Source organism: Rhizobium sp. Root149 (assembly GCF_001427345.1).
Lineage (GTDB): Bacteria > Pseudomonadota > Alphaproteobacteria > Rhizobiales > Rhizobiaceae > Neorhizobium > Neorhizobium rhizoryzae.
The window spans coordinates 97,101-117,877 of sequence record NZ_LMGD01000023.1; the positions used below are offsets into that span (position 1 = coordinate 97,101).

The following is a 20,777-nucleotide window of genomic DNA, read 5'->3' on the forward strand; positions in this document are numbered from 1 at the left end:
CCATGTCGGTTTCTTCCACGCTCGCATCACGGCTCGAAGATCCGTCCTTGCTTGTCGATACCGCGCTGATCGCTGACCGCTGGGTCGGACGGAGCGAAACAGGCGAAACCTTTGAAGTCACCAATCCGGCAACTGGAGAGGTGCTGGCCGTATTGCCCGATATGGGGCGAGCGGAAACGGCGGATGCAATCGAGGCGGCGCATGCGGCGCAAAAAGCATGGGCTGCGAGAACGGGTAAAGAGCGCGCCGGTGTGCTGCGTCGCTTCTACGATCTGATCGTGGCGCATGCTGATGATCTGGCGATCATCCTGACCTCGGAAATGGGCAAACCCCTTGCCGAGGCCAAGGGCGAAGTTCTCTACGGCGCTTCGTATGTGGAATGGTTTGCCGAAGAGGCAAAGCGCATATATGGCGATACCATCCCCGGACATCAGCCAGACAAACGCATCATCGTTCTGAAGCAACCCGTTGGTGTCGTTGCGTCGATCACGCCGTGGAATTTTCCGAATGCGATGCTCGCCCGCAAGCTTGCGCCTGCCCTGGCGGCTGGCTGTGCCATGGTTTCCAAACCGGCTGCGGAAACTCCGCTTTCCGCACTGGCGCTCGCTGTTCTGGCGCTACGCGCTGGCTTGGCGCCTGGACTTTTCAACGTCGTGCTGTCCACGGATTCAGCCAGCATTGGACAGGAGATGTGTGCGAACAGTAAGGTTCGCAAACTGACTTTCACCGGGTCCACCAATGTCGGCAAGATCCTCATGCGGCAAGGCGCAGATCAGGTGTTGAAGCTTGGGCTGGAGCTTGGTGGCAACGCACCTTTCATCGTCTTCGATGATGCAGATCTCGATGCCGCAGTAGAAGGCGCGATGATCTCCAAATTTCGCAATAACGGCCAGACTTGCGTTTGCGCAAACCGGCTATACGTACAATCCGGTATCTATGATGCGTTTGCAGCCCGGCTTACGGAACGTGTCGCACAGTTGAAGATTGGCAATGGCTTCGAGGAGGGTGTTCAGGCAGGCCCGCTCATTTCATCCAAAGCACTCTCCAAGGTTGAGGAGCATATTTCCGATGCTCTTTCTCAGGGGGCGAATGTGACCACCGGTGGGCGACGCGACGGCCAAGGCGATCTCTTCTTTCAGCCAACGGTCCTGACGGATGTAACATCTTCCATGAAGGTCGCACGGGAAGAAACCTTTGGCCCGGTCGCGCCTCTCTTCCGCTTCGAGACTGAGGAAGAGGTGATCGAGCTTGCCAATGATACGGAGTTTGGTTTGGCCTCCTACTTCTACGCTAAGGACCTCTCCAAGGTCTTCCGCGTGGCGGAAGCTTTGGAATATGGAATGGTCGGGATCAATACCGGATTGATCTCCACCGAAGTTGCGCCATTCGGAGGGATCAAACAATCCGGACAGGGGCGTGAAGGCTCGAAATACGGCATCGAGGACTATCTCGAAATCAAGTATCTCTGTCTTTCCATCTGAGCCTCAGCCATCACTGTCTCTAAATTGAAAACAGTGATGGCGCAATTGTTCATCTTATGAAGACGTCTGACAAATGTCATCTTTCACGCAACGGAAGCACTGTCTTGCTTCACACGTGAAAGGAAATGAAGATGACCCTGATCCACGAGAATATGAGCCGCGGTCGTACGAATACTGGTTGGCTTGACAGCTTTCACACGTTTTCCTTCGGTGGCTTTCAAGATCCGACCCGTATGGGATTTGGCGCACTTCGCGTGATCAATGAAGACCGGATCGCGCCGGGTTCCGGCTTCTCAGAGCATGGTCACGCTGACATGGACATTCTGACGATCGTGCTTTCCGGTCAGTTGGAACATCGCGATACATTGGGCAATGTCGCAACGATTGCGCCCGGTGAAGCTCAGTTGATGTATGCTGGCAGCGGCGTGCGCCATTCTGAGATGAATGCTTCAGCTGACGCACCTGCTCATTTTCTGCAAATCTGGTTGATCCCGGACGTTCGGAATGGCCTGCCCACATATCAGCAGGCACCCTTGCCGGTTGAAGACGATATGACTGGGGGATGGCAAGTTCTTGCGGCAGGCGGTGATGCGAAGGCGCCTCTGAGGCTGAATTCCGATACGCGGCTTTTCCTAGCAAACGTCGCTGAGGGGACACGGCTTCCTGTCCCATCGTCGCCCGAACGGTTGACCTTCGTGCATATCATCGAGGGTCTGGCAATGGTCGACGGTGAGCGTCTTTCATCAGGAGACGGTATCCAGTTGGGAACTGGTTCAATTCCCGATATTGAATGGGTGACTGACGGAAGGGCGCTGCTGTTCGATATGCATCGCTAACGGCATGTCGTAGCAAAAATTGTGCTGCGGTTTTGCGGTAACGACATGCGATCAAACAAAAAGTTAAAGCGTCGAGAGCGGATCTGAAAGATCGCGCTACCCTTTAACGGCATTAGGCAGCCTGCGCAGGAAGTGGCTTGTTTCTGCGCAGGTTGAAAAGGTTACCGGTGAGGATCAGGGCTGCGCCGCAGGCTGTGAAGACGTCGATCGCTTCTGCATAAAGCAGATATCCAATCACGGCGGAAAGCGGCACCCTGAGATAATCCATAGGCATGACGACAGTGGCATCTGCATAGGAAAGTGCTTTTGCCATGCAAAAATGGGCAAATGTACCGGAAAACGCGATCAGAAAGATCCACGGCCACAGACCAGCCGATGGCCAGACCCAGACATTGAGGGCTGGAGTAAAACCGATAACCGACTGGATGATCAGCATCCAGAAAATGATCTTGGTGGCGCTGTCACGCCTGGTGAGTGCTTTCGTCGTGATGAACGATACCGCGAAGACAAAGGCTGCGCCCAGGACGACGAGCTGGCCGGGATTGATGGATGTACCACCGGGCCTGACAATAATGATAACGCCGACGAGGCCCAGCAGAATCGCGAGCGATTTTCTCCAGGTCAGCTTTTCACTGAGAAAGGCTGCCGCCATGAGGGCGGTCCAGATTGGCGCGGTAAACTCAATTGCGATCACCTGCGCCATCGGAATCATGGTCAGCCCCATGAGCCACAAAAACTGGCCGACATAATGTGCACCATTGCGGACGATATGACTGAACAGGATGCGCGTGCGCATCGCGCGGAAGCCACCCTCCCGATACACGAATGGGAGCAGCATAAAAAATGCGATGACGGATCGCATTTCCATGACCTGAAAAACGTTCAGCTCTTTTGTCGTCGCACGACCCGAAACGGCCATCAGGAGCAATAGGGCGATTGAAGCCAGCATCCACGCTGCCGCCTTGAGTGTGTTGGGCCGGGTCTCTGACATCGCGAATACTTCTTTAAATGGTGCAAGCTGCCACCTCAGTCTGGCTTGCGCTCGCTTCGCAAGCGAATGAGCGGCAGCAAACCAACTATTTGAGGCATATCTAATTCTTGCCCCTCGTTACCGGTTTTATGGGGCAGATACCAATTCAAATTTGTACATTCTGATCCAAATGCGTTGATCGATCAGTTTCTGCGATTACAACTCTTGGCAGATGCTCAAATGCCTCTACCTTGGGGGGTGAACTCAAGCTCAGGATAAGTGCAATGCCCGGAACGATCGACCCGTTCAAATTCCTTGGCCATGATGGCGAAATGGCTGCACTCGTCCGCAAGTTTGAATGGCGTCAGACACCCTTGGGCGATGTGTCAACCTGGCCCCAATCTCTGAAAACGGCGATTGCGCTGCTGATCCAGTCTCCGGTTCCAATTGTCATGCTATGGGGGGAAGAGGGCGTCATGATCTATAACGACGCCTATTCGGTCTTTGCTGGCGCGCGACATCCAGCATTGTTCGGCTCAAATGTGCGGGAAGGATGGGCCGAGATAGCCGATTTCAATGATCATGTCATGAAGGTCGGCCTGTCAGGAAAAACCTTGGCCTACCGCGATCAGGAACTGACACTCCACCGCAAAGGCTACCCCGAGCAGGTGTGGATGGATCTCGATTATTCTCCAGTGATGGATGAGGAAGGTCGTCCGGCGGGGGTCATTGCGATCGTCGTTGAAACCACCGAGCGTGTTCTAGCGGAGCGCCGCAACAAGGAGGAATTCCAGCGGCTGCAGAACCTGTTTTCGCAGGCGCCTACATTCATGGCGATGTTGAGCGGACAGGACCATCGTTTCGACCTGATCAATCCCGAATATCAGAAATTGATCGGAAGCCGCGACGTGCTCGGGCAACCCATTGCGTCGGCGCTACCCGAAATGGCAGATCAAGGTTTCATCTCGCTTCTTGATCAGGTTTTCGCAACCGGGGAACCGGTCATCCGCATGTCGGAGCGCGTTGTCATCGGACGCGCCAAGGGTGGGAGAATGGAGGAGCGGTTTGTGGACTTCGTCTTTCAGCCGATCCGGGATGAGGCCAACTCTGTGAGCCACATCTTTGTTCAGGGATCCGATGTCACGGATCGGGTACGGGCTGAAAATTATCAGAAGCTTCTGATCAACGAATTGAACCACAGGGTGAAGAACACGCTCGCCTCCATCCAGTCCATTGTTAGCCAGACGCTGCGCAACGTCGAGGGGGCTGCGGCTGCATCCAACGCCATAACACGACGAATTCTGGCGCTCTCGAAAGCCCATAATGTCCTGACAAACGAGAACTGGTCAGGCGCAAGCCTGAAGATGATGATTGAAAGCGCGCTTGAAGCTTTCCAAGAAGGCGGTAAACGGCGCTTCGTTCTATCAGGGCCGGATCTGCGGGTCGGGCCGCACGCCGCAATGTCCGTCGCCCTTGCGATCCATGAACTTGCGACAAATGCGCTCAAATATGGAGCTTTGTCCGTGCCTGACGGATATGTCGATATTGCCTGGTCTCTTGAAGATCAGACGTTTCGCCTTCTCTGGCGAGAGCGTGGAGGACCTGCCGTTATCGACGCCGGACAGCGCGGCTTTGGCTCAAGGCTCATTCTTCAGGTGCTCCCTCACGAATTATCCGGCGACGCCCAATTACGCTTTGATCCAGCCGGCGTGATTTTCACGCTGGATACAACTCTGGAGGCAATTCGGGATAAGCCGGTCATGGATTCTGTCTGATGCGTATACTTGTTGTTGAGGACGAAATGTTGGTCGCCATGTTGATTGAGGATCTTCTTGTCGACCTCGGGCACCAGCCGATTGGTCCTGTCATGCGGCTTGAACCGGCCATTGAAAAGGCTGCGACTGCAGAGATCGATATGGCAATTCTCGACATCAATCTTGCTGGCAAGCGTTCCTTCCCGGTGGCAGATCGCCTGACAGAGCGGGGCATACCCTTCATTTTCGCCAGCGGCTATGGTGCTGCCGGTCTCGAACCGCCATACCTTTCGGCACACGTCCTTCAGAAACCTTTCGATTTACCCCAGCTGAGGGATGCTCTGAAACACATTGGCGTCGATGAATAGGTCCTTCAGTCGTGGAGGTGGGTTCAAGTTTTACTTAAACATGAACGCCAGCAGGCTATGGATGACTGTTGCGCCGCCGATCGGCGCGATGAACAGAACCAGGATGTTGAAGCAGATCACCCATGCCAGGATTTTTTGCTCCCTTGGGCTGAGGTTGGGCTTCGATGGTTTGGGCGGCAGTGGCTCCGGCCTTGGCCCATAGCTCTTCATATCCAGAAACATCGGCAAATCCGCTATTGGTCGTTCTGAGTTGACTACGATCTCAATCCTCGCCGGATCATCGACCCAGCCGTTCGATCAAAACGGCTGGGTCGTCGAATGTTAGAGGCCAAGAATGTCCTCGATATGGATCGGGAAATGTCGTACGCGCCTGCCCGTCGCATGCCAGACGGCATTTGCGATTGCGCCCACGGTTCCAGTAATGCCGATTTCGCCGACGCCCTTGACGCCGATGGCATTGACGTATGGATCGTCCTCTGCAACCAGTATGGCTTCCAACGACGGAACATCTGCGTTCACCGGAACATGATATTCCGCGAGATCGGCATTCATCACGCGGCCTGTGCGCTGGTCAATGAGTGCGGCCTCATGCAGGGCGAACGATGTTCCCCAGATCATCCCGCCATAATACTGACTGCGGACCAGCCGGGGATTGATGACGCGTCCTGCGGCGAAGGCGCCCACCAGTCTCGTTGTGCGGATTTGTCCAAGATCAGGATCTACCTTGACCTCGGCAAATACGGCGCCGTGTGAGTACATGGCGAACTTTTCCGCATTCCCGGGTTCCCGCATCGACTTCGCTTCGCCGATGACTTCGCTCTGCTTTGCCCGTGTCAGGATGTCGGCAAAACGTTCACCGCGGCTTTCGTCGTCACGACGGACCAATCGTCCGCCTCTGGGAAGGACACCAATGTTGCCAGCACCGAACAGTGGTGAGTCGGGATCGTTGGTGGCAATTTCCGCAAGCTTTGCGAGCGCATCGAGACCTGAATTGCTCAAGGCGAGGCCAGCACTGGCGGTGTGGCCTGATCCCCCGGCGACCCCGGCATCCGGCAGCGTTGAAACGCCGGATCGGAATTCGATCTCGTGTGCTTCCAGCCCCAGCGCCTCTGCAGCAATCTGCGCCAGTGCGGTCCATGCGCCCTGGCCCATGTCAACGCCGCCGGTTTCCACGAGAACGGAGCCATCCGCCCGCACGGTTGTTCTTGCCTGTGCCGGGAACATGGGGCAGGGGAACACGGCCGTACCCATTCCCCAGCCGACGAGCAGCCCATTGTCGTCCCGCATCGTGCGCGCTGCGCGCGGGCGCTGTTTCCAACCGAATGCCTCCGCGCCGCGCTCATAGCATTCACGCAGTGCCTTGGAAGAGAAGGGTCTGCCGGAGCCGGGCTCACTCTCGGCGTAGTTCAGCAGACGGAACTCGAGCGGATCCAGTCCGCAGGCTTCGGCGGCTTCGTCTATGGCAACTTCAAGCGCAGCGGATCCGCTTGCTTCGCCGGGTGCACGCATCGGCCCTGGTGTGCCGATGTCAAGGCGCAGACCTTTGTGCTCCGCCAGCAGCGCATCTGCCGCGTAGAGCGGAAGCGAAGCATTGGCGGCAGGTTCCAGAAAATCGTCGAAGCTCGACGTGGCAGATATCGAACGGTGATGGATTGCTTTCAACCTGCCATCACTCGACAATCCCATTCGCAGCGTTTGCCATGTCTGTCCACGATGGCCGACCGGTCCGTACATCTGGGCACGGGTGAGTGCCAGTCTGACCGGGCGCTTCAGCTTGCGTGCGGCGGCAATCGCCAGAATCTGCGGGCCATTGAGAATTGCCTTCGAACCGAAGCCGCCACCCAGAAATGGAGACCGTATGACGACATTTTCGACTGGAACATCGAAATAGCGCGCATAGGAGGCGCAGCTCATGGCCAGCGCCTGATTGGGCATATCGAGGGTGAGGTGATCGCCGTTCCACTCTGCGACAACGGCATGCGGTTCCATGGCATTGTGATATTGCGCAGGTGTTGAATATTCCGCTTCGACGATCGTTTCTGATGCGGCGAAGGCGGCATCGAGATCGCCGTGGGAGGTCGATGGCGGGCCACCCACCCCGACCGCTTGCGGGTCAAACTGAACGCCGTTGTCGCGACCGGTGCGCGCTTCAGCCGTCTCATAGACGGGTTGAAGCAGGCGCGCGCCTTCCGTTGCTGCTTCCAGCGTTTCCGCTACCACCAGAGCAATTGGCTGTCCGGCGTAACGGACTGAATGGTTCTGCAAGAGCTCCAGCCGAAAGCCAAAGGGTGGCATCTTTTCATCCGGATCATGCGCGAAAGCGGGTGCATTATCCGGCGTGAAGACCTCGATGATGCCGGGATGACGGCTGGCAGCTTCCACATCCATGGCCGTTACGCGGCCGCGGGCGATTGTTGCGCCAACCATGACGGCGTAGGCAAGTTGTGCGGGATGGTTGTCCGCGGCATAGGTTGCCTGCCCGGTCACCTTGAGAACGCCATCGCGCCGGGTCAGGGGCTGCCCCGAGTTTGATCCATAACGGGTCGTTGGTCTTGCCGAAGTGTCTGACGAATGGTCAAGCGACATGGGCATCTCCTGAAAATGTCGATAGCGGCGAGCCAGGAAGTGCTGGCATCGCAGCAGGTGTTCCGGCACTGGCAGCAGACAAGGCTCTGGCGGCAAGGCGGCCAGCAAGCTCGATCTTGAAGGCATTGTCCCCGCTGGGGATTGCCCCCTGCAAGGCGAGACCGGCGGCGTGATGGAAGAGGTCCTTGGATGGTATTTGTCCGATCATTGCCGCTTCCGCATCTCTCGAACGCCACGGTTTGGCGGCAACGGCGCCGAGGGTCAGGCGAGCCTCTAGAATGCGACCATCCTCGATCGTCATGGCGGCCGCTGCCGAAACCAGGGCAAAGGCATAGGAGGTACGCTCGCGAAGCTTCAGATAGCGGCTATGCGCTGCAAATCGTGATGCGTCCGCCGGGATGCGGATTGCCGTGACCAGTTCGCCCGCTTCGAGCGCGTTTTCCTTGGCCGGCTGATCTCCCGGAAGAAGGTGAAAGCTTTCTATCGGTATCTCGCGGGTACCTCCCTTGCCAGTTACCTCGACCATCGCTTCAAGAGCCGCAAGCGGGACGCAAAAATCGGAAGGATGGGTGGCGATGCAGTGATCGCTCCAGCCCAGGACCGCGTGCAGGCGATTGAGACCGTGGCGTGCATCGCAGCCAGAGCCAGCATTTCGTCGGTTACAAGCGCTGGCCACATCCTGATAGTAGGAGCAGCGTGTCTTCTGAAGAAGATTTCCGCCCGCCGTCGCGGCATTGCGCAACTGAGCAGAGGCACCGGATAGCAAAGCCTCTGCAACCATGGGAAACGCAGTGGCGAAGCGGGTTTCGTAAGCCAAGTCTGAATTGCGCACGAGCGATCCGATGCGCACACCGCCATCCGTTAGCCAATCGATACGCTTCAGATCTTCCAGGCGCGTTATGTCGACAAGCGTCGTCGGTTCAGCAACGCCGATCTTCATGAGATCCAGAAGGTTTGTGCCGCCCGCCAGTATGCGCGCGCCGGGCTTCGCAACTGCGGCAACAGCTTCATCGACAGAGGATGCTCGGACATAGTCGAACAGGTTCATGCCGCATCCCTTTCCTTGAAGATTGTTGCATCTTTTTCCATCGCGGCAAGGACGGCTTCCGTGATGCCCTTGTAGGCACCGCATCGACAGATATTACCGCTCATCAGTTCTCGAACGCGCTCTGGATCACCCACAGCTTGCCCTTCGGCGATCAGGCCGACGGCACTCATGATCTGCCCCGGCGTGCAATAACCGCACTGCAGGCCATCACACTCAAGAAACGCTGCCTGAACCGGATGAAGTTCATCGCCGGTTGCCAGGCCTTCAATCGTCGTGACGTGAGCCCCGTCGACCGTCATTGCAAGCGTAAGACAGGAATTGATCCGGCGACCGTCCACGAGAACAGTACAGGCGCCGCACTGCCCTCGGTCGCAACCCTTCTTGGTTCCGGTCAGTTGCAGGCGTTCACGCAGAAGATCGAGCAGCGTCACGCGTGGATCTTCAAGAACAATCGTTCTTGCGTCTCCATTTATGGTAAGGCTGATGGAGAGTGACATGCGTACCCCATTCAGAAAGAGTGATGTTGAGCTTTGAACCGCGATTGACGGTATGTCCGGCAGTATGAAACTTTGAATTGCCATCGTGGCCAAAAAAGCAGTGCGTCAGCTTCTGCTTTACATACTCAATATACGGAGGCACCCTCCGTTTAGCAAGAGGCTTAAGTCAGAAATTGGAAATGGTCCCTGAAGCGAAGAAGACAAGGCGCAAGCCGCGAGCGGACTCGGTGCGTAACCGTGAAATCTTGCTCAAGGCCGCGACGGAAATTTTCAGCGTCGGGGGAACGCAGGCCAGTCTTGAGGCGGTCGCGAAGAAAGCAGGCGTCGGGATCGGTACGCTTTATCGGCACTTTCCGTCACGGGAAGAACTCTTTGAGGCAGTTTACCGCCATGAGGTTGACCAGCTTTGCGATTTGGCCTCGACGTTGGGTCATGAGACTGACGCCTTCGCAGCACTCAGGCAATGGCTTCAGGCCAATGTGAGGCTTGTTGCCACGAAAAAGGGGATGATGCAGGCCCTGCAACTGGCGGTCTACGGCAATCCCGAACTGAAAGCTTCGTCAACAGCGCGCATGGTCGAAGCGCTGGACTTGTTGCTTCAACGTGCCGTAGCCGGGGGGAGTCTTCGCGACGATATCTCTGCGGAGGATCTGCTGCGGACGCTGATCGGGATCTATTACGCGCAACCCGAGAATGATTGGCAAGCCAAGGCGCTTAAGTTGCTCGACATCTTTCTGGATGGGCTAAGAGCCAAGGCGTGAATAGGCACCGAGAATGAAACGCTCCGCATCGAACAGATAGTCGCGCAGCATGTCCGCGGCTTTTGCTGTCTGACCGGCTTCCAGTTCTGACAGGATGAGCAGGTTCTTGTCCACGTAGCGCGCGTGGAGGTATTCCGGATCGCGCAGCAGGCCGAAAACAAGGCGAAGCTCCAGCGCTACCTGTGCGAAAAACGTATTGAGGCGAGGACTGTCCGCCAGCTCGACAATGGCCGCATGATAGGCGATATCGGCGGTTCCGGCTTGCAGCCATTCTCCAGCTTCCCGGTAGCGAACCGCTTCTTCGACGGCGGCCCGCATTTTTGCAACACCCGGATGCCTGGGGTGAGCGCCTGCCATCGCCTGACATTCGATCATGCGTCGAACATTGTAGATATCGATGATAGTGGCCATGCTTGGCGTGCTGACAAACACCCCCCGATTGGCTTCGTGGCGAAGGAGGCCTTCCTTCGTGAGGAGGCGAAACACTTCTCGCAACGTATTGCGCGACACGCCGAGTTCCTCACCCAGCGCAACTTCCGAGAGATGGCTGCCCGGTGTCAACCAGCCCGAAATGACACGTTCCCGAATTTTGTCCGCAATGCTTTCTGCCAAGGTTTGGGCAGGTTCGCTTGCTTGTCCCACCTTGTCTGCCGGCATCGCCTTCTTCATGCGTCAGTTGTTCCATCGGTAATAGCAAAGATGCGGATCGATAGCATCAAGCCTTGGCGCCGTCACGTGTAATTCAGCTATGCATTTCCGCCGTACCCAATGCATGGTAGCCAGATAGTCATCGGATCACGACGAGGACGAACGGATGGTGACGCTGTTTCAAAAGACCTACGACCGGATGTTCGACCGCGTGATGAACCTGCTTCCGAAAGGCGATGTGGCCGAAGTCTGGAGCTTCGATGACAGGACAACCCGCCTTGAGATGGAAGCCGAAGCCAAAAGCCGTGGAATCACGTTACGCGCACGTTCCGCTTACAAGCCGCTGGTGAATGCATTTCTGGAAGAAATTGACCTGTCGGACGTGACCGCCGTCAGCGTCAGCTATCCCGTTTCGCCGTTCGCGGACAAGAAACGTTTTCGTCTCGAGGCTTATCCTCTGGCGGCCCTTGTTGGATCTCGTTCCTTTGAGTTGCAGCCGAAGGCGCCCGTTGAGGATCTGTGCTACGAAGTCAATCTTTCCATCGGGAGCGACATCCATACCCGCACGATCTATGCGCCGAACCGCGTGTACGTTGACCTGACGGGACAGAACGTCTTGTCGCCCACTGGCTGGCTCAGAGTGCCGGAACGGGGCCTCAATCAACGGATAGAGACGGATTTCGAAGAGATTTACAAAGACGCGATGAAGATCATCGCCGCCCATGGGTGGAAGAGCGATGCCCCGTTTTTCGAGGAGTTGAACGTCTCTGTCCAACTCCCGCAGATGGATTTGCCACTGCCGCCTCTGGATGAAAGCATGAGCCTGCGCGAGGCGCTACATGAGGATCTGTATTTCTCCGCCCTCGAATATTTCACGCTGAAGTCCGGCAAGATGCTCGGTGATCGTAATGTCAGGCCGGGACAGATCGTGCCCGAAATCACCTTCGCGACTGGGCGTCCTGAACTGTCGATAGAACTCCGGCCTTATGATCGGCGCGCGCGAGGAGGTGAGGCCCAGCCTCTTGATGAGGCGCAGCAGGCGGCTGGGGAGGCGCAGATCGTGACCGAACTGAATAGCCTGCGCGGGGAAACGCTCACTTGCGAGACGGTTGCGGGTCGCCTGGTTCATGCGCGATATCTTCAGGGGTCGGACGCGCCGGTGCTGATCAGCGGCGGGCAACATGCAAATGAGACATCCGGAATAGTAGGAGCGTTACGCGCGGCCCGGATTCTTTCAACCTCGGCGTCTTCCCATTTCACCGTCATTCCTTGCGAAAATCCTGACGGCTATGCCTTGCAAGGCCGGTTGTCTGCGGAAAATCCGTCGCATATGAGCCATGCCGCACGCTACACTGCGCTCGGAGACGATCTGGAATATCGCAGTGTGTCTGACGAGGCGCTGATCTTCGAGAAGCGCTTGCGAGTGCAGACGCGAAGACAAACGGGCGCTGGGCTGCACATTAATCTGCACGGATACCCCGCACATGAATGGACCAGACCTTTGACCGGCTATGTTCCGCGTGGCTTTCCGGCGTGGATGATCCCGAAGGGGTTCTTTCTCATCCTGCGGCATCATGAAGAAGCAAGGCCTGAAGCCATGGCGTTGCTGGATCACGTGACGCGCCGGTTGGCGAGCCTGAAAGACCTGATGGCCATGAACCGTCGCCAGCACGCACTCTTCGAAACGCATGCAGGACCGAACGGCCTCACGCTTGTGAACGGGTTTCCGTGCATGGTCACTGTCGGGAATGATGGGCTTTATCCTGTGACCTTGATCACGGAATATCCCGATGAAACGCTCTATGGCGCGCCCTTTGTCGCCGCGCACACAGTGCAGATGGAAGCCGTTCTTGCAGCGTATCAGGCCTGGCAGGAAATTCTAAGGCCTGGATTAACGTAACATGATTGCGCGGAAATCATTGACGTTCGTTCCCGTCGGTCCAGTGACGAACAGGTCGCCAACTGCCTCGAAGGCTGAATAGCTGTCATTCCGACTGAGGAGTTCCCGGGCATCGATACCAGCTGCGCGCATGCGCTGCACGGTTGTGCCGTCAACAAAAGCGCCGGCATTGCTCTCGGAGCCGTCAATGCCGTCGGTATCCGCAGCGATCAGGCTTGCTTCCAAATCCTGAAGCCCCAAGGCGGCGGCCAGTGCAAATTCCCCGTTGCGACCACCACGCCCACCCTGTCCCCGGATCGTCACCGTCGTCTCGCCACCTGAAATGAGAACGCAAGGCCTGCTGAATGGTCTATCGCGTTGACCGATCTCGCGCGCGAGCGCTGCATGAACGTTCGCGACGTCCCTTGCTTCGCCTTCAATGGAATCCGACAGTATATGGGGCGTGATGCCAGCTTGCGAGGCTGTCAAAGCTGCGGCTTCCAATGAGAGGCGTGCCGACGCGATGATGCTGATGGAGTTGCGCGCGAACGTTGGGTCGTCTGGAAGAGGAGCATCCGCACCGGGTGATTGGAGATGTGCCATCATTCGCGGAGACAGTGAAATTGCGTACTGTTCGATGATGGCTTGCGCGTCGGCTCGTCTGGTCGAGTCGGGAACGGTTGGACCGGAGCCGACAAAGGCCGGATTGTCACCGGGTATGTCGGACACGATGAGGCTTGCAACCCGCGCCTTTGTTGCTGCCGCCAGCCGACCGCCCTTGATACCGGAGAAATGCTTGCGGACCGTGTTCATTGCCGAAATTGGCGCGCCAGACGCAAGCAGAGCCTCGTTCAACGCAATTTCGTCATCCAGCGTCAGTCCGTCGGGCGGGCAGGGCAGGAGCGCAGAAGCGCCGCCGCAAATCAACGCTATGACGAGATCTTCTTCGTTCAAATCAACAATGGTGTCGAAGAGGCGTTTGGTCGCCTGCAACCCAGCTGCATCCGGAACAGGATGAGCAGCCTCAATGATATCGATGAAGCGAGTGCTGCATCCATAGCCGTAGCGAGTCACGACGACGCCGGTCAAAGGTTTCGGCCATAGCTCTTCCAGCGCTGCTGCCATCTGGGCCGCCCCTTTGCCTGCTCCAATCACCACCGTTCTTCCGGAGGTTGGCGGCTCAGGGAGATGACGCGCCAAAGCGGTCCTGGGATCTGCGGCGTCAACCGCTGCCCGAAACATCGCCGCCAATAACTCCCGATCGTGCATGCCCAACTCCCCATTATGCGTGTCAGTGAGCCTACAGTCCGGTCATCAACTGTCAATCCGCAAGGCTGCTCGGCCTAATTGCATTAGGGATATTGCATATTTTTAGGGAACAGCGCGGCGATTTTCGCATTCTGTCATTCGAGTTCACGACAGGAGAGCGGCCTTGAAAACTTTAGCGAATCTTGCGCTCAATTTGACGCTCGCGGTTGTTCCGTTCGGCATCGCGATCGCCATCGCAGATGAGGCCCTGAAGGAAAACCAGCCAGTTTCGAGCCTGGATATGAGCGCACCAGAGTTGTGGACAACGCAGCCGGTAGTAGTAAATGATACGTCCGCTTATGAACGAGTGCCGGGCGTTCAGTATGCTGAGGTCAAGCCGGCGGAAGACTCTGCTAAGCTGATGGCTGGGTCACGCCACCTTCCGGCTCAATCGGAAATTCTTCAGGAAGCGGTCGTAGCTTCAAAGATCGATATTGCGGGCATTGACGCCTGTAGCAATCGTTATCGATCCTATCGAGTCGGGGACAATACCTATCAGCCTTTCGATGGCGGTCCTCGCCGATTGTGTTCTTTGCGGAATGATGGATCTGAAACCGCCAATGCCTCAGAAGGGCCGGTCTACGCATCCGGTGCTGTCATGGACGACTCGAGAGATCCGGTAACCGCCTCATCCACCCATGCCGAATGGTGTTCTGCTCGCTACCGGTCCTACGACGTTTCGACGAATAGCTATCAGCCATTTTCGGGCGGACGCCGAACCTGCGTGTCGCCCTACAACTGAAATAACGCTGTCCCGCAAATTCGCTTTTCAGCAATGGCCTGCTCGGACCGTCGCAATACGATTGATGTTGTCTGCAGACAGATTGCTCGACATCTCGTCTTGAAGTTGTTTGATCAGTGCAGCACGCGCTGTATCCATGTGTTCCGCCGCAGTCTGTGATCCAAGCGTATTCGCGATCGATACAGCGTATCCAATCATGTTGATAAGCGCGAAGAACTCATCGCGACGTTCGTTGTTTTCGAAATTCATGGAAACTACGTTCATTGAGCCTGCCTCGTTCCAACTGTTGGAACCATTGCATAGCTTTGCGTTGCAGGCGCGTTGCAAAAGCGTTGCACACGTCGAACGCGTTTCCGCATTGCTGAAATAAAGTTTTAATTGCTCATATTTCTCCATAGAGGCGCCGCCATGTTGGCGTGGTATGGAAGCTCCATCCAGGCGAAGCCCCGCGACTGTCTTCGCAACGCTGAAGCTCACGCATGAGCATCAAAGCATCCTCGCGCTTTTGATCGACAGAGCAGTCGGCAAGCATTTCACGTAGCCGGTCCGTCGGAAAGGCGCTTTCCTGTGCAATCCGTTTCCAGGTTCGCTCTTTGAAAAAGAGGGCGCGCGAGGCCGAAGCCAGAGCGTCTCTCTCATGCTCATCGATGAAGGATCGCTCAAGCGCCTTGCCAAGCGTTGCATCAACATTGACGAGCGGAATGGTAAGGGGCGGATAGTTCAGCTCGGCGGGGCCGTGCAGAAGCGCCACATCGCCATCATCAAACCGCACGCCTTCGCGGTAATCCTCAAAGATCCGGCCGATGCCTCGCATGCCAAAGGCGGCGCATTCACAAGCCCTGAGAGCTCCCATGCTTGCAGCACCCAATACCGTGCAACCGGAACTGAGGGCGTAGAGAATTTCCTTATGCCACACCGGAGCAACATATTCGAAATAACCATCTACGATGCCGATGACGGTCGCGCCAGCGGAAACGGCGTTCATGACATCTCCCTGCTTTGCAGGCGGTGCGATGATGACGTTGGTACCATTGCCAGTTTGCGTGGCAGCATCGGGAAGGGTGGGGCCTACAAAGACGATCTTCATTGCAGAGCCTTCGACAAAGCCCGTGCGCCATAACGGCTTCGTCGCTCGCCCTCCGGGTTTTCGAGATCCGGCGCCACAACTTTAACGACTGATACCGGCAGCCAGCCAGGGGTCAGGTCGACGGCATAGAGCCTTTTCTGGCCTGATGTCTGCAAGGTTGAAAGAACAAGATCGAGCGCCTGTTCCGGAGAATGAACATCGGTAAGCCGTGAATCCGATAGCGTTGTCTTGCACCGGCTCTCGAATGCGCATTTATGGTCATCCGAGAGTGGACGCTGGTATAGTTCCGGAAAGAGATCATCTCGAGCGCCTGCGATGAAGGTCATTCGAGACTGTGCCGCCTCTGTCACGGCGCGTATCGCCGCAGCCTCCAGCGAAAGTCCCGCCCCTGCGCCGAGCGTGACATCGACATGTCGCAAGCCTCGACCATTAAGCCGTTTTGGTCCGAGCATGGCGCACGCGACAGGGATTCCTGTATCGTTGGTAATGTCGAAAATCGCGATCTGCATCTGCGCCTGTTGAATACGCCGAAGCAGGCCAACCATTTCCGAGCCGCCGGTTTCAGGATCGATGCGCTCTTTATAGCGGAAGGGAGCACGGGCTACTTCCCACAGGGTCAGCGCATCGCGCTCTACGCGTTCCAGCAATCCATGCAGTATTGCTTCTGCCTGGGTGTTGCCGGATGCCAATCCGTCTGAACTTTGCCAATAACGAGGCCGCAGGATAGTTCGGTCCATGGTGACCGCCTCATAGGGCAGCCAGACATATGTTCCCGTCAGGAGATCCTTGGCCAATGCCCAATCAATGATCTCATCGTCTTGAAGCACATTCGACCCGGGGACGAGGAGGCAGTCGAGCCGATCGAAATCCTGTCCGATTCGTCGGAGATCTGCTGTAGAAGCGCGCATTGTCTCGCATGCTGCCTGGGAAGCGATTGATCTTTCAATCGCTTCCATCATTGCAGAGATTCTCGCGCTGTCGTCGTCGAGTCCCTTTCCATTCGCAATGACGATGGATTTTGCGTTCGGCGTGAACGCACACCAGACGGGAATCCCGAGCCGATCGAGATCCGTCTGGCGTGCGACACGCGTAATTCCAAGTCTGGGAAGGAAAGCGGCTACTTTTGAATAAGTCTCCGCAGCAGAACAGGTACGAAGAAGCAACGACTTCTTAGCTTTCGTGGAAGCTCGAAGCGATGGATGAAGAGGAATCAAGCGCGATCGCAGCCTTGACACCCTTGGTCACGACGGCACCTGATTGCGTAAGGGTAATCAGAGAAGCAAGCTCGCCGGTGGGCTGACCGGTAACCGGAACAACCGTCCCCGCCTCAAGATCCGCTGCATAGAGCTGGCTTTCACCCGCGACGCTCAGAATAATCAATTTTGCCATGCTTTTCTCCTTTAAAAACCGGCTTTAACAAGCCCCTCACGATACATTTCCGTCTGCCACTTTTCCTTGTGTGGCAGCACCGCAACCCAGCGCTCCAAATCAAAATCCGGGTTGTTTCTAAGGACTCGCAGTCTGTAAGTGCGAGCCTTCGCGGCATCACCTAGCATGGCCCAGCAAGCCGCTGCTAGTCGATCCGCTGGTTTGCTGTCTCGCATGCGTCCGATAAATTCAAGCGCCTGAGCAAACTCTCCCAGAAAATAACAAGCTCCCGCAGCGGCCCAGAAATAAGGGTCCGGGGGCAGGGGGTTCAGTTCGATCGAATTCAAGACTTTCCGTAGTGCATCTGCAGGTTTGCTGGCATGGACCAGGCTATCCGCATGACTGAACAGCACATCCGCATAATGCGGGCTTAAAGTTTCAGCCTTTTCCAGAGCCTCAAGACTTTCATCGATCCGTCCCATGAACAAGTGACTGACACCGACTTCCTTGAATGCTCCTGCCGACTGGCCATTGTGGTTGACAGCTTGATCCGCAAGCCTGACTGCCTGTTGCAACAGGTCCTGATCGCCGCGTGCTGTCAGGATCCATTCCATGCTGAAGGTCCGCGAAAGACCAGCAAGCGATGAAGCAAAGTTCCGATCAATCTCAAGCGAGGCTTTGAAGTGTCGCCTTGCACGTCTTATGGATGGCAGCGACATGTGCGACAAATCCTGCAATCCCCGGAGAAAGGAAACGTAGGCCTCAGGCTGGCTGCTGACGTCCAAAGCCATGGTCTGCGTCGAATGCAATTGTCTGACCAGAGACGTCTGGACTGCATCGGTTATGGTTTGTCGCTGACCCGCAATTTCACCGGGGTCAAGCTTGAAACGCGTGGCCCAGATGATCTCATCAGTCGGCAGGAATACGAGTTGAACGAACAGAGCATCCTCGGTGCGCTGCGTATCCAAAACGTATGTAATCTTATGGCGCTCGAGAATGGCCGCCTTGTCGCGTGAACTCCGAATTCGTTCGGAAGTATAGGGCGCCACGACAGAAACCGCCCTGCTGGCGCAAAGTCCGATAGTCAGATCTTCAATCAGCGCGTTTGCGACTGAGCCAGCTTTCTGTGCACTGACTGCCGTATCTGGCGGAAGGAGTGCTATCCGCGGCACCGTCCAAAGATCACCGGACGGTGGAGGTGCCATGATCTGCTGTGATTCTCGCGGCTGAACGGCGACGCGTTGCTGATCCTGCCCCTCGGATACGGAGATACGGCGTCGAATCTCTTCATCGCCCGGATCGTGTTCCAACAGCAGTACTGCCGCACGCCTCAGATCTGAGCGTGCTACCTTTTCCAGGTTATCGGCCGCCTTCAGGAATTGCTGGCGCAGCAGGGCCACGTGACGCTGTCTGACATCCTTTACCCAGATGGAAAGTTGCGCAGACGTTCGCCCTTCCAGCGGTAGAAAGACCTTGGCGACCGCATCGCTGCAAAGGTTGAGATTGTCGGCAGAGATTTCGGCTGTTTCGAATTCCAGGTCACAGGTCAGCGCTTGATGATTCAGCGTCAGGTAGGCGCCGTCCGCTTCGATAACGGGCACCCTGTTCTCGCCAATTGCTTGGGACAATCTGCGCAGGGCGGAACGAAGGTTTGTTGACGCGGCATCGGGATTGCCCGCCCATATGAGTTGGGCAGCGCTCCTGCGCGCAACCTGTGTTTCTGACGAGTACAAGTATGCAAGCAAAACCAGAGACAGGTAAGGCGCGGCAATTGTCTGCCCCGCCTCGTCCTGCAATTGGCAGCCGCCCAGAGTGGTCAGCCGTAGGGACATAATGTACTCAGTGCGAAGCGAATGTCAGATCGCTCACATCTGCAAGTACAGACTGTTCTTTGGAAAGACTACGAACAAGCCCCAGAATAGACTGGCGAACACGCTTGTCTTCAATGGCCGCAAAAGCAGCAGCAAGCGCAACGCATTCTTTGGAATTCATAAAATCAGCGGCGGATTCCTGCTTGCCATCGTCTTCCATCGCGCCCGGGCTTCCTTCGAAGAAGAACGGGATCGGAACGTTCAGTATTTCTGCAATATGCTGGAGACGGCTTGCGCCGACGCGATTTGCACCCTTTTCGTACTTCTGAACCTGCTGAAACGTAATACCGAGACTATCGCCCAGCTTTTCTTGGCTCATCCCGAGCATAGTGCGGCGAAGACGAATACGAGAGCCGACATGAACATCTATCGGATTTGGAGTTTTCTTTACCATTGTAGATCCGGAAAAAACATATACCTGTGCGTACATTGCGCTGATTTTGTTCCTGACGCAACTATTTTCCGTTGACTGAGAATTGGATTCTCGATCTCCTGTTGCATTCTTGCGCGAAATTGATGGAATGCGACTTGGCTTTGACTTGTCATCGGGCAGGTTGTGGATCGACCCGATCAAATAGTGCTTGAATGGATCGGGTAACGAGATTTTTGCCATATATCGCAAGCATATTGTGGCGGTATAGCCAATGAAAAACCCGATTTTCGCTCGTTGTTTAAGAGCAGTTTCATCCATCCGGCTGGTTATTTCGGAGCAATCCGGAGCAGGCTACGATGCGGGTCGTTCAAGTCACTATGCATGATTTATGATTCATTAACCAGTTGCAGCACAAGAAATGTGTCAAAGACTCAGGTGAATTCATGTTGAACCGACCACTATTCCGCCGTGCGGACGACCTGGACGATTTCGTCGATCTCAGTTCCGTCCCGCGTCATCGCTTTATCCACAACAATGCCTTCATTGCGCGGCTTCGAAAGGCTGTTGAATTCGATTACGTCATGGTGAGCGGGCTGGATATCGAGGGCTTTCATTTCGGGACCGCACAATCAATCGATACCGACTTTCCTCCTGCATTTCTGGAAGCCTATTACGAGGAGAAATTCTACCTAACCGATCCTTTTGTTATCGCCTGCAAAATGGCGCATCGCGTCGTGGTCGAGTCCGAAGCCGTGAGTGATGCCCCTCGCAATGAGCGTCTCGCCTATTTGCTGGAGACCTTCAATGTCAGAAACAGGACAGTCTTCCCCATCCGGAGAGGCGATCTCGTCTATGGGTCAGTGGGTTTCACGCGTTCGGTTCCATTTGACGCTGACGAAATTGCCTTCCTCAACGCTATTGCGGAGGCCACGCATCACGAAATTACTGGTCCGTTGATGCGAAAATTCGCAGCGACTGAACTCAAGCTCTCCCAAGGCGAAGTGGCTTGTCTCCGATTAGCGTCCGGCGGTCTGACAAGCGAGCAGATAGCAAGTGAGAGCGGATATCAGGTGGATACCGTCAATACCTACATCAAAAATGCGACGAAGAAGGTTGGAGCAACAAACCGCACGCAAGCAATCGCTGAGGCGATTCGCCGAGGGCTGATTGACTGAAACTAAGAGTAAGTGGTTCCAGTCA

21 protein-coding genes are annotated in these 20,777 nt (G+C 56.0%); 8 read left to right on the forward strand and 13 right to left on the reverse strand.

The features are described 5' to 3' along the window. The first annotated feature begins 2 nt into the window (after positions 1–2). On the forward strand, positions 3–1,481 hold the full coding sequence (locus ASD54_RS20315; protein ID WP_062556396.1) for an NAD-dependent succinate-semialdehyde dehydrogenase: 1,479 nt from the start codon (positions 3–5) through the stop codon (positions 1,479–1,481). 131 nt (positions 1,482–1,612) lie between these two features. Beyond that, positions 1,613–2,317 carry a pirin-like bicupin family protein gene (locus ASD54_RS20320; protein ID WP_200958475.1) on the forward strand — a complete coding sequence of 235 codons (705 nt, stop codon included), beginning with the start codon at positions 1,613–1,615 and terminating at the stop codon, positions 2,315–2,317. Between the two features lie 112 nt (positions 2,318–2,429). Here the strand turns inward: ASD54_RS20320 and ASD54_RS20325 are convergent, their stop codons facing one another. Further along, entirely contained in the window at positions 2,430–3,308 is an 879-nt protein-coding gene (locus tag ASD54_RS20325) for a DMT family transporter (RefSeq protein ID WP_062556398.1), read from the reverse strand. A gap of 263 nt (positions 3,309–3,571) precedes the next feature. Between ASD54_RS20325 and ASD54_RS26845 the strand changes: the two genes are divergently transcribed. Both ASD54_RS26845 and ASD54_RS20335 read left to right on the forward strand, forming a co-directional pair. Continuing rightward, positions 3,572–5,062: an HWE histidine kinase domain-containing protein gene (locus tag ASD54_RS26845; RefSeq protein ID WP_062556399.1), complete on the forward strand. Its 1,491-nt coding sequence runs from the start codon at positions 3,572–3,574 to the stop codon at positions 5,060–5,062. Next, a complete protein-coding gene (locus tag ASD54_RS20335) occupies positions 5,062–5,409 on the forward strand; it encodes a response regulator (protein ID WP_062556400.1) in 348 nt (115 codons plus the stop codon). The genes ASD54_RS26845 and ASD54_RS20335 overlap by 1 nt, the downstream gene beginning before the upstream one ends. Positions 5,410–5,439: 30 nt before the next feature. Here ASD54_RS20335 and ASD54_RS20340 read toward each other — a convergent pair whose 3' ends face one another. The 4 genes from ASD54_RS20340 to ASD54_RS20355 all read right to left on the reverse strand — a co-directional run bounded on the left by ASD54_RS20340 (position 5,440) and on the right by ASD54_RS20355 (position 9,540). Further along, on the reverse strand, positions 5,440–5,631 hold the full coding sequence (locus ASD54_RS20340; protein WP_062556401.1) for a hypothetical protein: 192 nt from the start codon (positions 5,629–5,631) through the stop codon (positions 5,440–5,442). A gap of 99 nt (positions 5,632–5,730) precedes the next feature. After that, entirely contained in the window at positions 5,731–7,995 is a 2,265-nt protein-coding gene (locus ASD54_RS20345; protein ID WP_062556402.1) for a xanthine dehydrogenase family protein molybdopterin-binding subunit, read from the reverse strand. Further along, positions 7,985–9,043, reverse strand: coding sequence for a xanthine dehydrogenase family protein subunit M (locus ASD54_RS20350; RefSeq protein WP_062556403.1), 1,059 nt, complete (start codon positions 9,041–9,043; stop codon positions 7,985–7,987). The genes ASD54_RS20345 and ASD54_RS20350 overlap by 11 nt, the downstream gene beginning before the upstream one ends. Further along, positions 9,040–9,540, reverse strand: coding sequence for a (2Fe-2S)-binding protein (locus tag ASD54_RS20355; RefSeq protein WP_062556404.1), 501 nt, complete (start codon positions 9,538–9,540; stop codon positions 9,040–9,042). Before ASD54_RS20355 ends, ASD54_RS20350 begins: the two co-directional genes overlap by 4 nt. Before the next feature lie 227 nt (positions 9,541–9,767). On the opposite strand from ASD54_RS20355, the gene ASD54_RS20360 reads away from it, so the two are divergent. Further along, positions 9,768–10,301 carry a TetR/AcrR family transcriptional regulator gene (locus ASD54_RS20360; RefSeq protein WP_244484809.1) on the forward strand — a complete coding sequence of 178 codons (534 nt, stop codon included), beginning with the start codon at positions 9,768–9,770 and terminating at the stop codon, positions 10,299–10,301. On the opposite strand, the gene ASD54_RS20365 is transcribed toward ASD54_RS20360, so the two are convergent. Continuing rightward, the gene (locus tag ASD54_RS20365; protein ID WP_062556406.1) at positions 10,284–10,970 is read right to left on the reverse strand and encodes a GntR family transcriptional regulator; all 687 of its coding nucleotides are present in this window, start codon (positions 10,968–10,970) and stop codon (positions 10,284–10,286) included. The genes ASD54_RS20360 and ASD54_RS20365 overlap by 18 nt on opposite strands. A gap of 145 nt (positions 10,971–11,115) precedes the next feature. Here ASD54_RS20365 and ASD54_RS20370 point away from each other — a divergent pair, with 145 nt between their 5' ends. Continuing rightward, the gene (locus ASD54_RS20370) at positions 11,116–12,849 is read left to right on the forward strand and encodes a peptidase M14 (RefSeq protein ID WP_062556407.1); all 1,734 of its coding nucleotides are present in this window, start codon (positions 11,116–11,118) and stop codon (positions 12,847–12,849) included. Here ASD54_RS20370 and ASD54_RS20375 read toward each other — a convergent pair. After that, positions 12,841–14,097 (reverse strand): glycerate kinase, encoded by a 1,257-nt coding sequence (locus tag ASD54_RS20375; protein WP_062556408.1) that lies wholly within the window; start codon positions 14,095–14,097, stop codon positions 12,841–12,843. The two genes, ASD54_RS20370 and ASD54_RS20375, sit on opposite strands and share 9 nt — an antisense overlap. A 163-nt stretch (positions 14,098–14,260) precedes the next feature. Here ASD54_RS20375 and ASD54_RS20380 point away from each other — a divergent pair, with 163 nt between their 5' ends. Then, positions 14,261–14,878: a BA14K family protein gene (locus ASD54_RS20380; RefSeq protein ID WP_062556409.1), complete on the forward strand. Its 618-nt coding sequence runs from the start codon at positions 14,261–14,263 to the stop codon at positions 14,876–14,878. 27 nt (positions 14,879–14,905) lie between these two features. Here the strand turns inward: ASD54_RS20380 and ASD54_RS20385 are convergent, their stop codons facing one another. The 6 genes from ASD54_RS20385 to ASD54_RS20410 are packed head-to-tail and all read right to left on the reverse strand — an operon-like array spanning position 14,906 to position 19,598. Next, positions 14,906–15,274 carry a hypothetical protein gene (locus ASD54_RS20385; RefSeq protein ID WP_062556410.1) on the reverse strand — a complete coding sequence of 123 codons (369 nt, stop codon included), beginning with the start codon at positions 15,272–15,274 and terminating at the stop codon, positions 14,906–14,908. Then, entirely contained in the window at positions 15,261–15,965 is a 705-nt protein-coding gene (locus tag ASD54_RS20390; RefSeq protein WP_062556411.1) for a TfuA-like protein, read from the reverse strand. The genes ASD54_RS20385 and ASD54_RS20390 overlap by 14 nt, the downstream gene beginning before the upstream one ends. Continuing rightward, entirely contained in the window at positions 15,962–17,200 is a 1,239-nt protein-coding gene (locus tag ASD54_RS20395) for a YcaO-like family protein (RefSeq protein ID WP_244484810.1), read from the reverse strand. Before ASD54_RS20395 ends, ASD54_RS20390 begins: the two co-directional genes overlap by 4 nt. Beyond that, complete coding sequence (locus ASD54_RS20400; protein ID WP_062556413.1) at positions 17,136–17,354, reverse strand: hypothetical protein; 219 nt, start codon at positions 17,352–17,354, stop codon at positions 17,136–17,138. Before ASD54_RS20400 ends, ASD54_RS20395 begins: the two co-directional genes overlap by 65 nt. Positions 17,355–17,365: 11 nt before the next feature. Next, positions 17,366–19,165 carry a hypothetical protein gene (locus ASD54_RS20405; RefSeq protein WP_062556414.1) on the reverse strand — a complete coding sequence of 600 codons (1,800 nt, stop codon included), beginning with the start codon at positions 19,163–19,165 and terminating at the stop codon, positions 17,366–17,368. Between the two features lie 7 nt (positions 19,166–19,172). After that, positions 19,173–19,598, reverse strand: coding sequence for a helix-turn-helix transcriptional regulator (locus tag ASD54_RS20410; protein WP_062556885.1), 426 nt, complete (start codon positions 19,596–19,598; stop codon positions 19,173–19,175). 422 nt (positions 19,599–20,020) lie between these two features. Between ASD54_RS20410 and ASD54_RS20415 the strand changes: the two genes are divergently transcribed. Then, positions 20,021–20,752 carry a LuxR family transcriptional regulator gene (locus ASD54_RS20415; protein ID WP_062556415.1) on the forward strand — a complete coding sequence of 244 codons (732 nt, stop codon included), beginning with the start codon at positions 20,021–20,023 and terminating at the stop codon, positions 20,750–20,752. Positions 20,753–20,777: the final 25 nt, after the last annotated feature.

Bases quoted from the DNA above. Each gene is read 5' to 3' on its own strand.
- ASD54_RS20315 (WP_062556396.1), top strand. From the start codon at position 3: ATGTCGGTTTCTTCCACGCTCGCATCACGGCTCGAAGATCCGTCCTTG.
- ASD54_RS20320 (WP_200958475.1), top strand. From the start codon at position 1,613: ATGACCCTGATCCACGAGAATATGAGCCGCGGTCGTACGAATACTGGT.
- ASD54_RS20325 (WP_062556398.1), bottom strand. From the start codon at position 3,308: ATGTCAGAGACCCGGCCCAACACACTCAAGGCGGCAGCGTGGATGCTG.
- ASD54_RS26845 (WP_062556399.1), top strand. From the start codon at position 3,572: ATGCCCGGAACGATCGACCCGTTCAAATTCCTTGGCCATGATGGCGAA.
- ASD54_RS20335 (WP_062556400.1), top strand. From the start codon at position 5,062: ATGCGTATACTTGTTGTTGAGGACGAAATGTTGGTCGCCATGTTGATT.
- ASD54_RS20340 (WP_062556401.1), bottom strand. From the start codon at position 5,631: ATGTTTCTGGATATGAAGAGCTATGGGCCAAGGCCGGAGCCACTGCCG.
- ASD54_RS20345 (WP_062556402.1), bottom strand. From the start codon at position 7,995: ATGTCGCTTGACCATTCGTCAGACACTTCGGCAAGACCAACGACCCGT.
- ASD54_RS20350 (WP_062556403.1), bottom strand. From the start codon at position 9,043: ATGAACCTGTTCGACTATGTCCGAGCATCCTCTGTCGATGAAGCTGTT.
- ASD54_RS20355 (WP_062556404.1), bottom strand. From the start codon at position 9,540: ATGTCACTCTCCATCAGCCTTACCATAAATGGAGACGCAAGAACGATT.
- ASD54_RS20365 (WP_062556406.1), bottom strand. From the start codon at position 10,970: ATGAAGAAGGCGATGCCGGCAGACAAGGTGGGACAAGCAAGCGAACCT.
- ASD54_RS20370 (WP_062556407.1), top strand. From the start codon at position 11,116: ATGGTGACGCTGTTTCAAAAGACCTACGACCGGATGTTCGACCGCGTG.
- ASD54_RS20375 (WP_062556408.1), bottom strand. From the start codon at position 14,097: ATGCACGATCGGGAGTTATTGGCGGCGATGTTTCGGGCAGCGGTTGAC.
- ASD54_RS20385 (WP_062556410.1), bottom strand. From the start codon at position 15,274: ATGGAGAAATATGAGCAATTAAAACTTTATTTCAGCAATGCGGAAACG.
- ASD54_RS20390 (WP_062556411.1), bottom strand. From the start codon at position 15,965: ATGAAGATCGTCTTTGTAGGCCCCACCCTTCCCGATGCTGCCACGCAA.
- ASD54_RS20400 (WP_062556413.1), bottom strand. From the start codon at position 17,354: ATGGCAAAATTGATTATTCTGAGCGTCGCGGGTGAAAGCCAGCTCTAT.
- ASD54_RS20405 (WP_062556414.1), bottom strand. From the start codon at position 19,165: ATGTCCCTACGGCTGACCACTCTGGGCGGCTGCCAATTGCAGGACGAG.
- ASD54_RS20410 (WP_062556885.1), bottom strand. From the start codon at position 19,598: ATGGTAAAGAAAACTCCAAATCCGATAGATGTTCATGTCGGCTCTCGT.
- ASD54_RS20415 (WP_062556415.1), top strand. From the start codon at position 20,021: ATGTTGAACCGACCACTATTCCGCCGTGCGGACGACCTGGACGATTTC.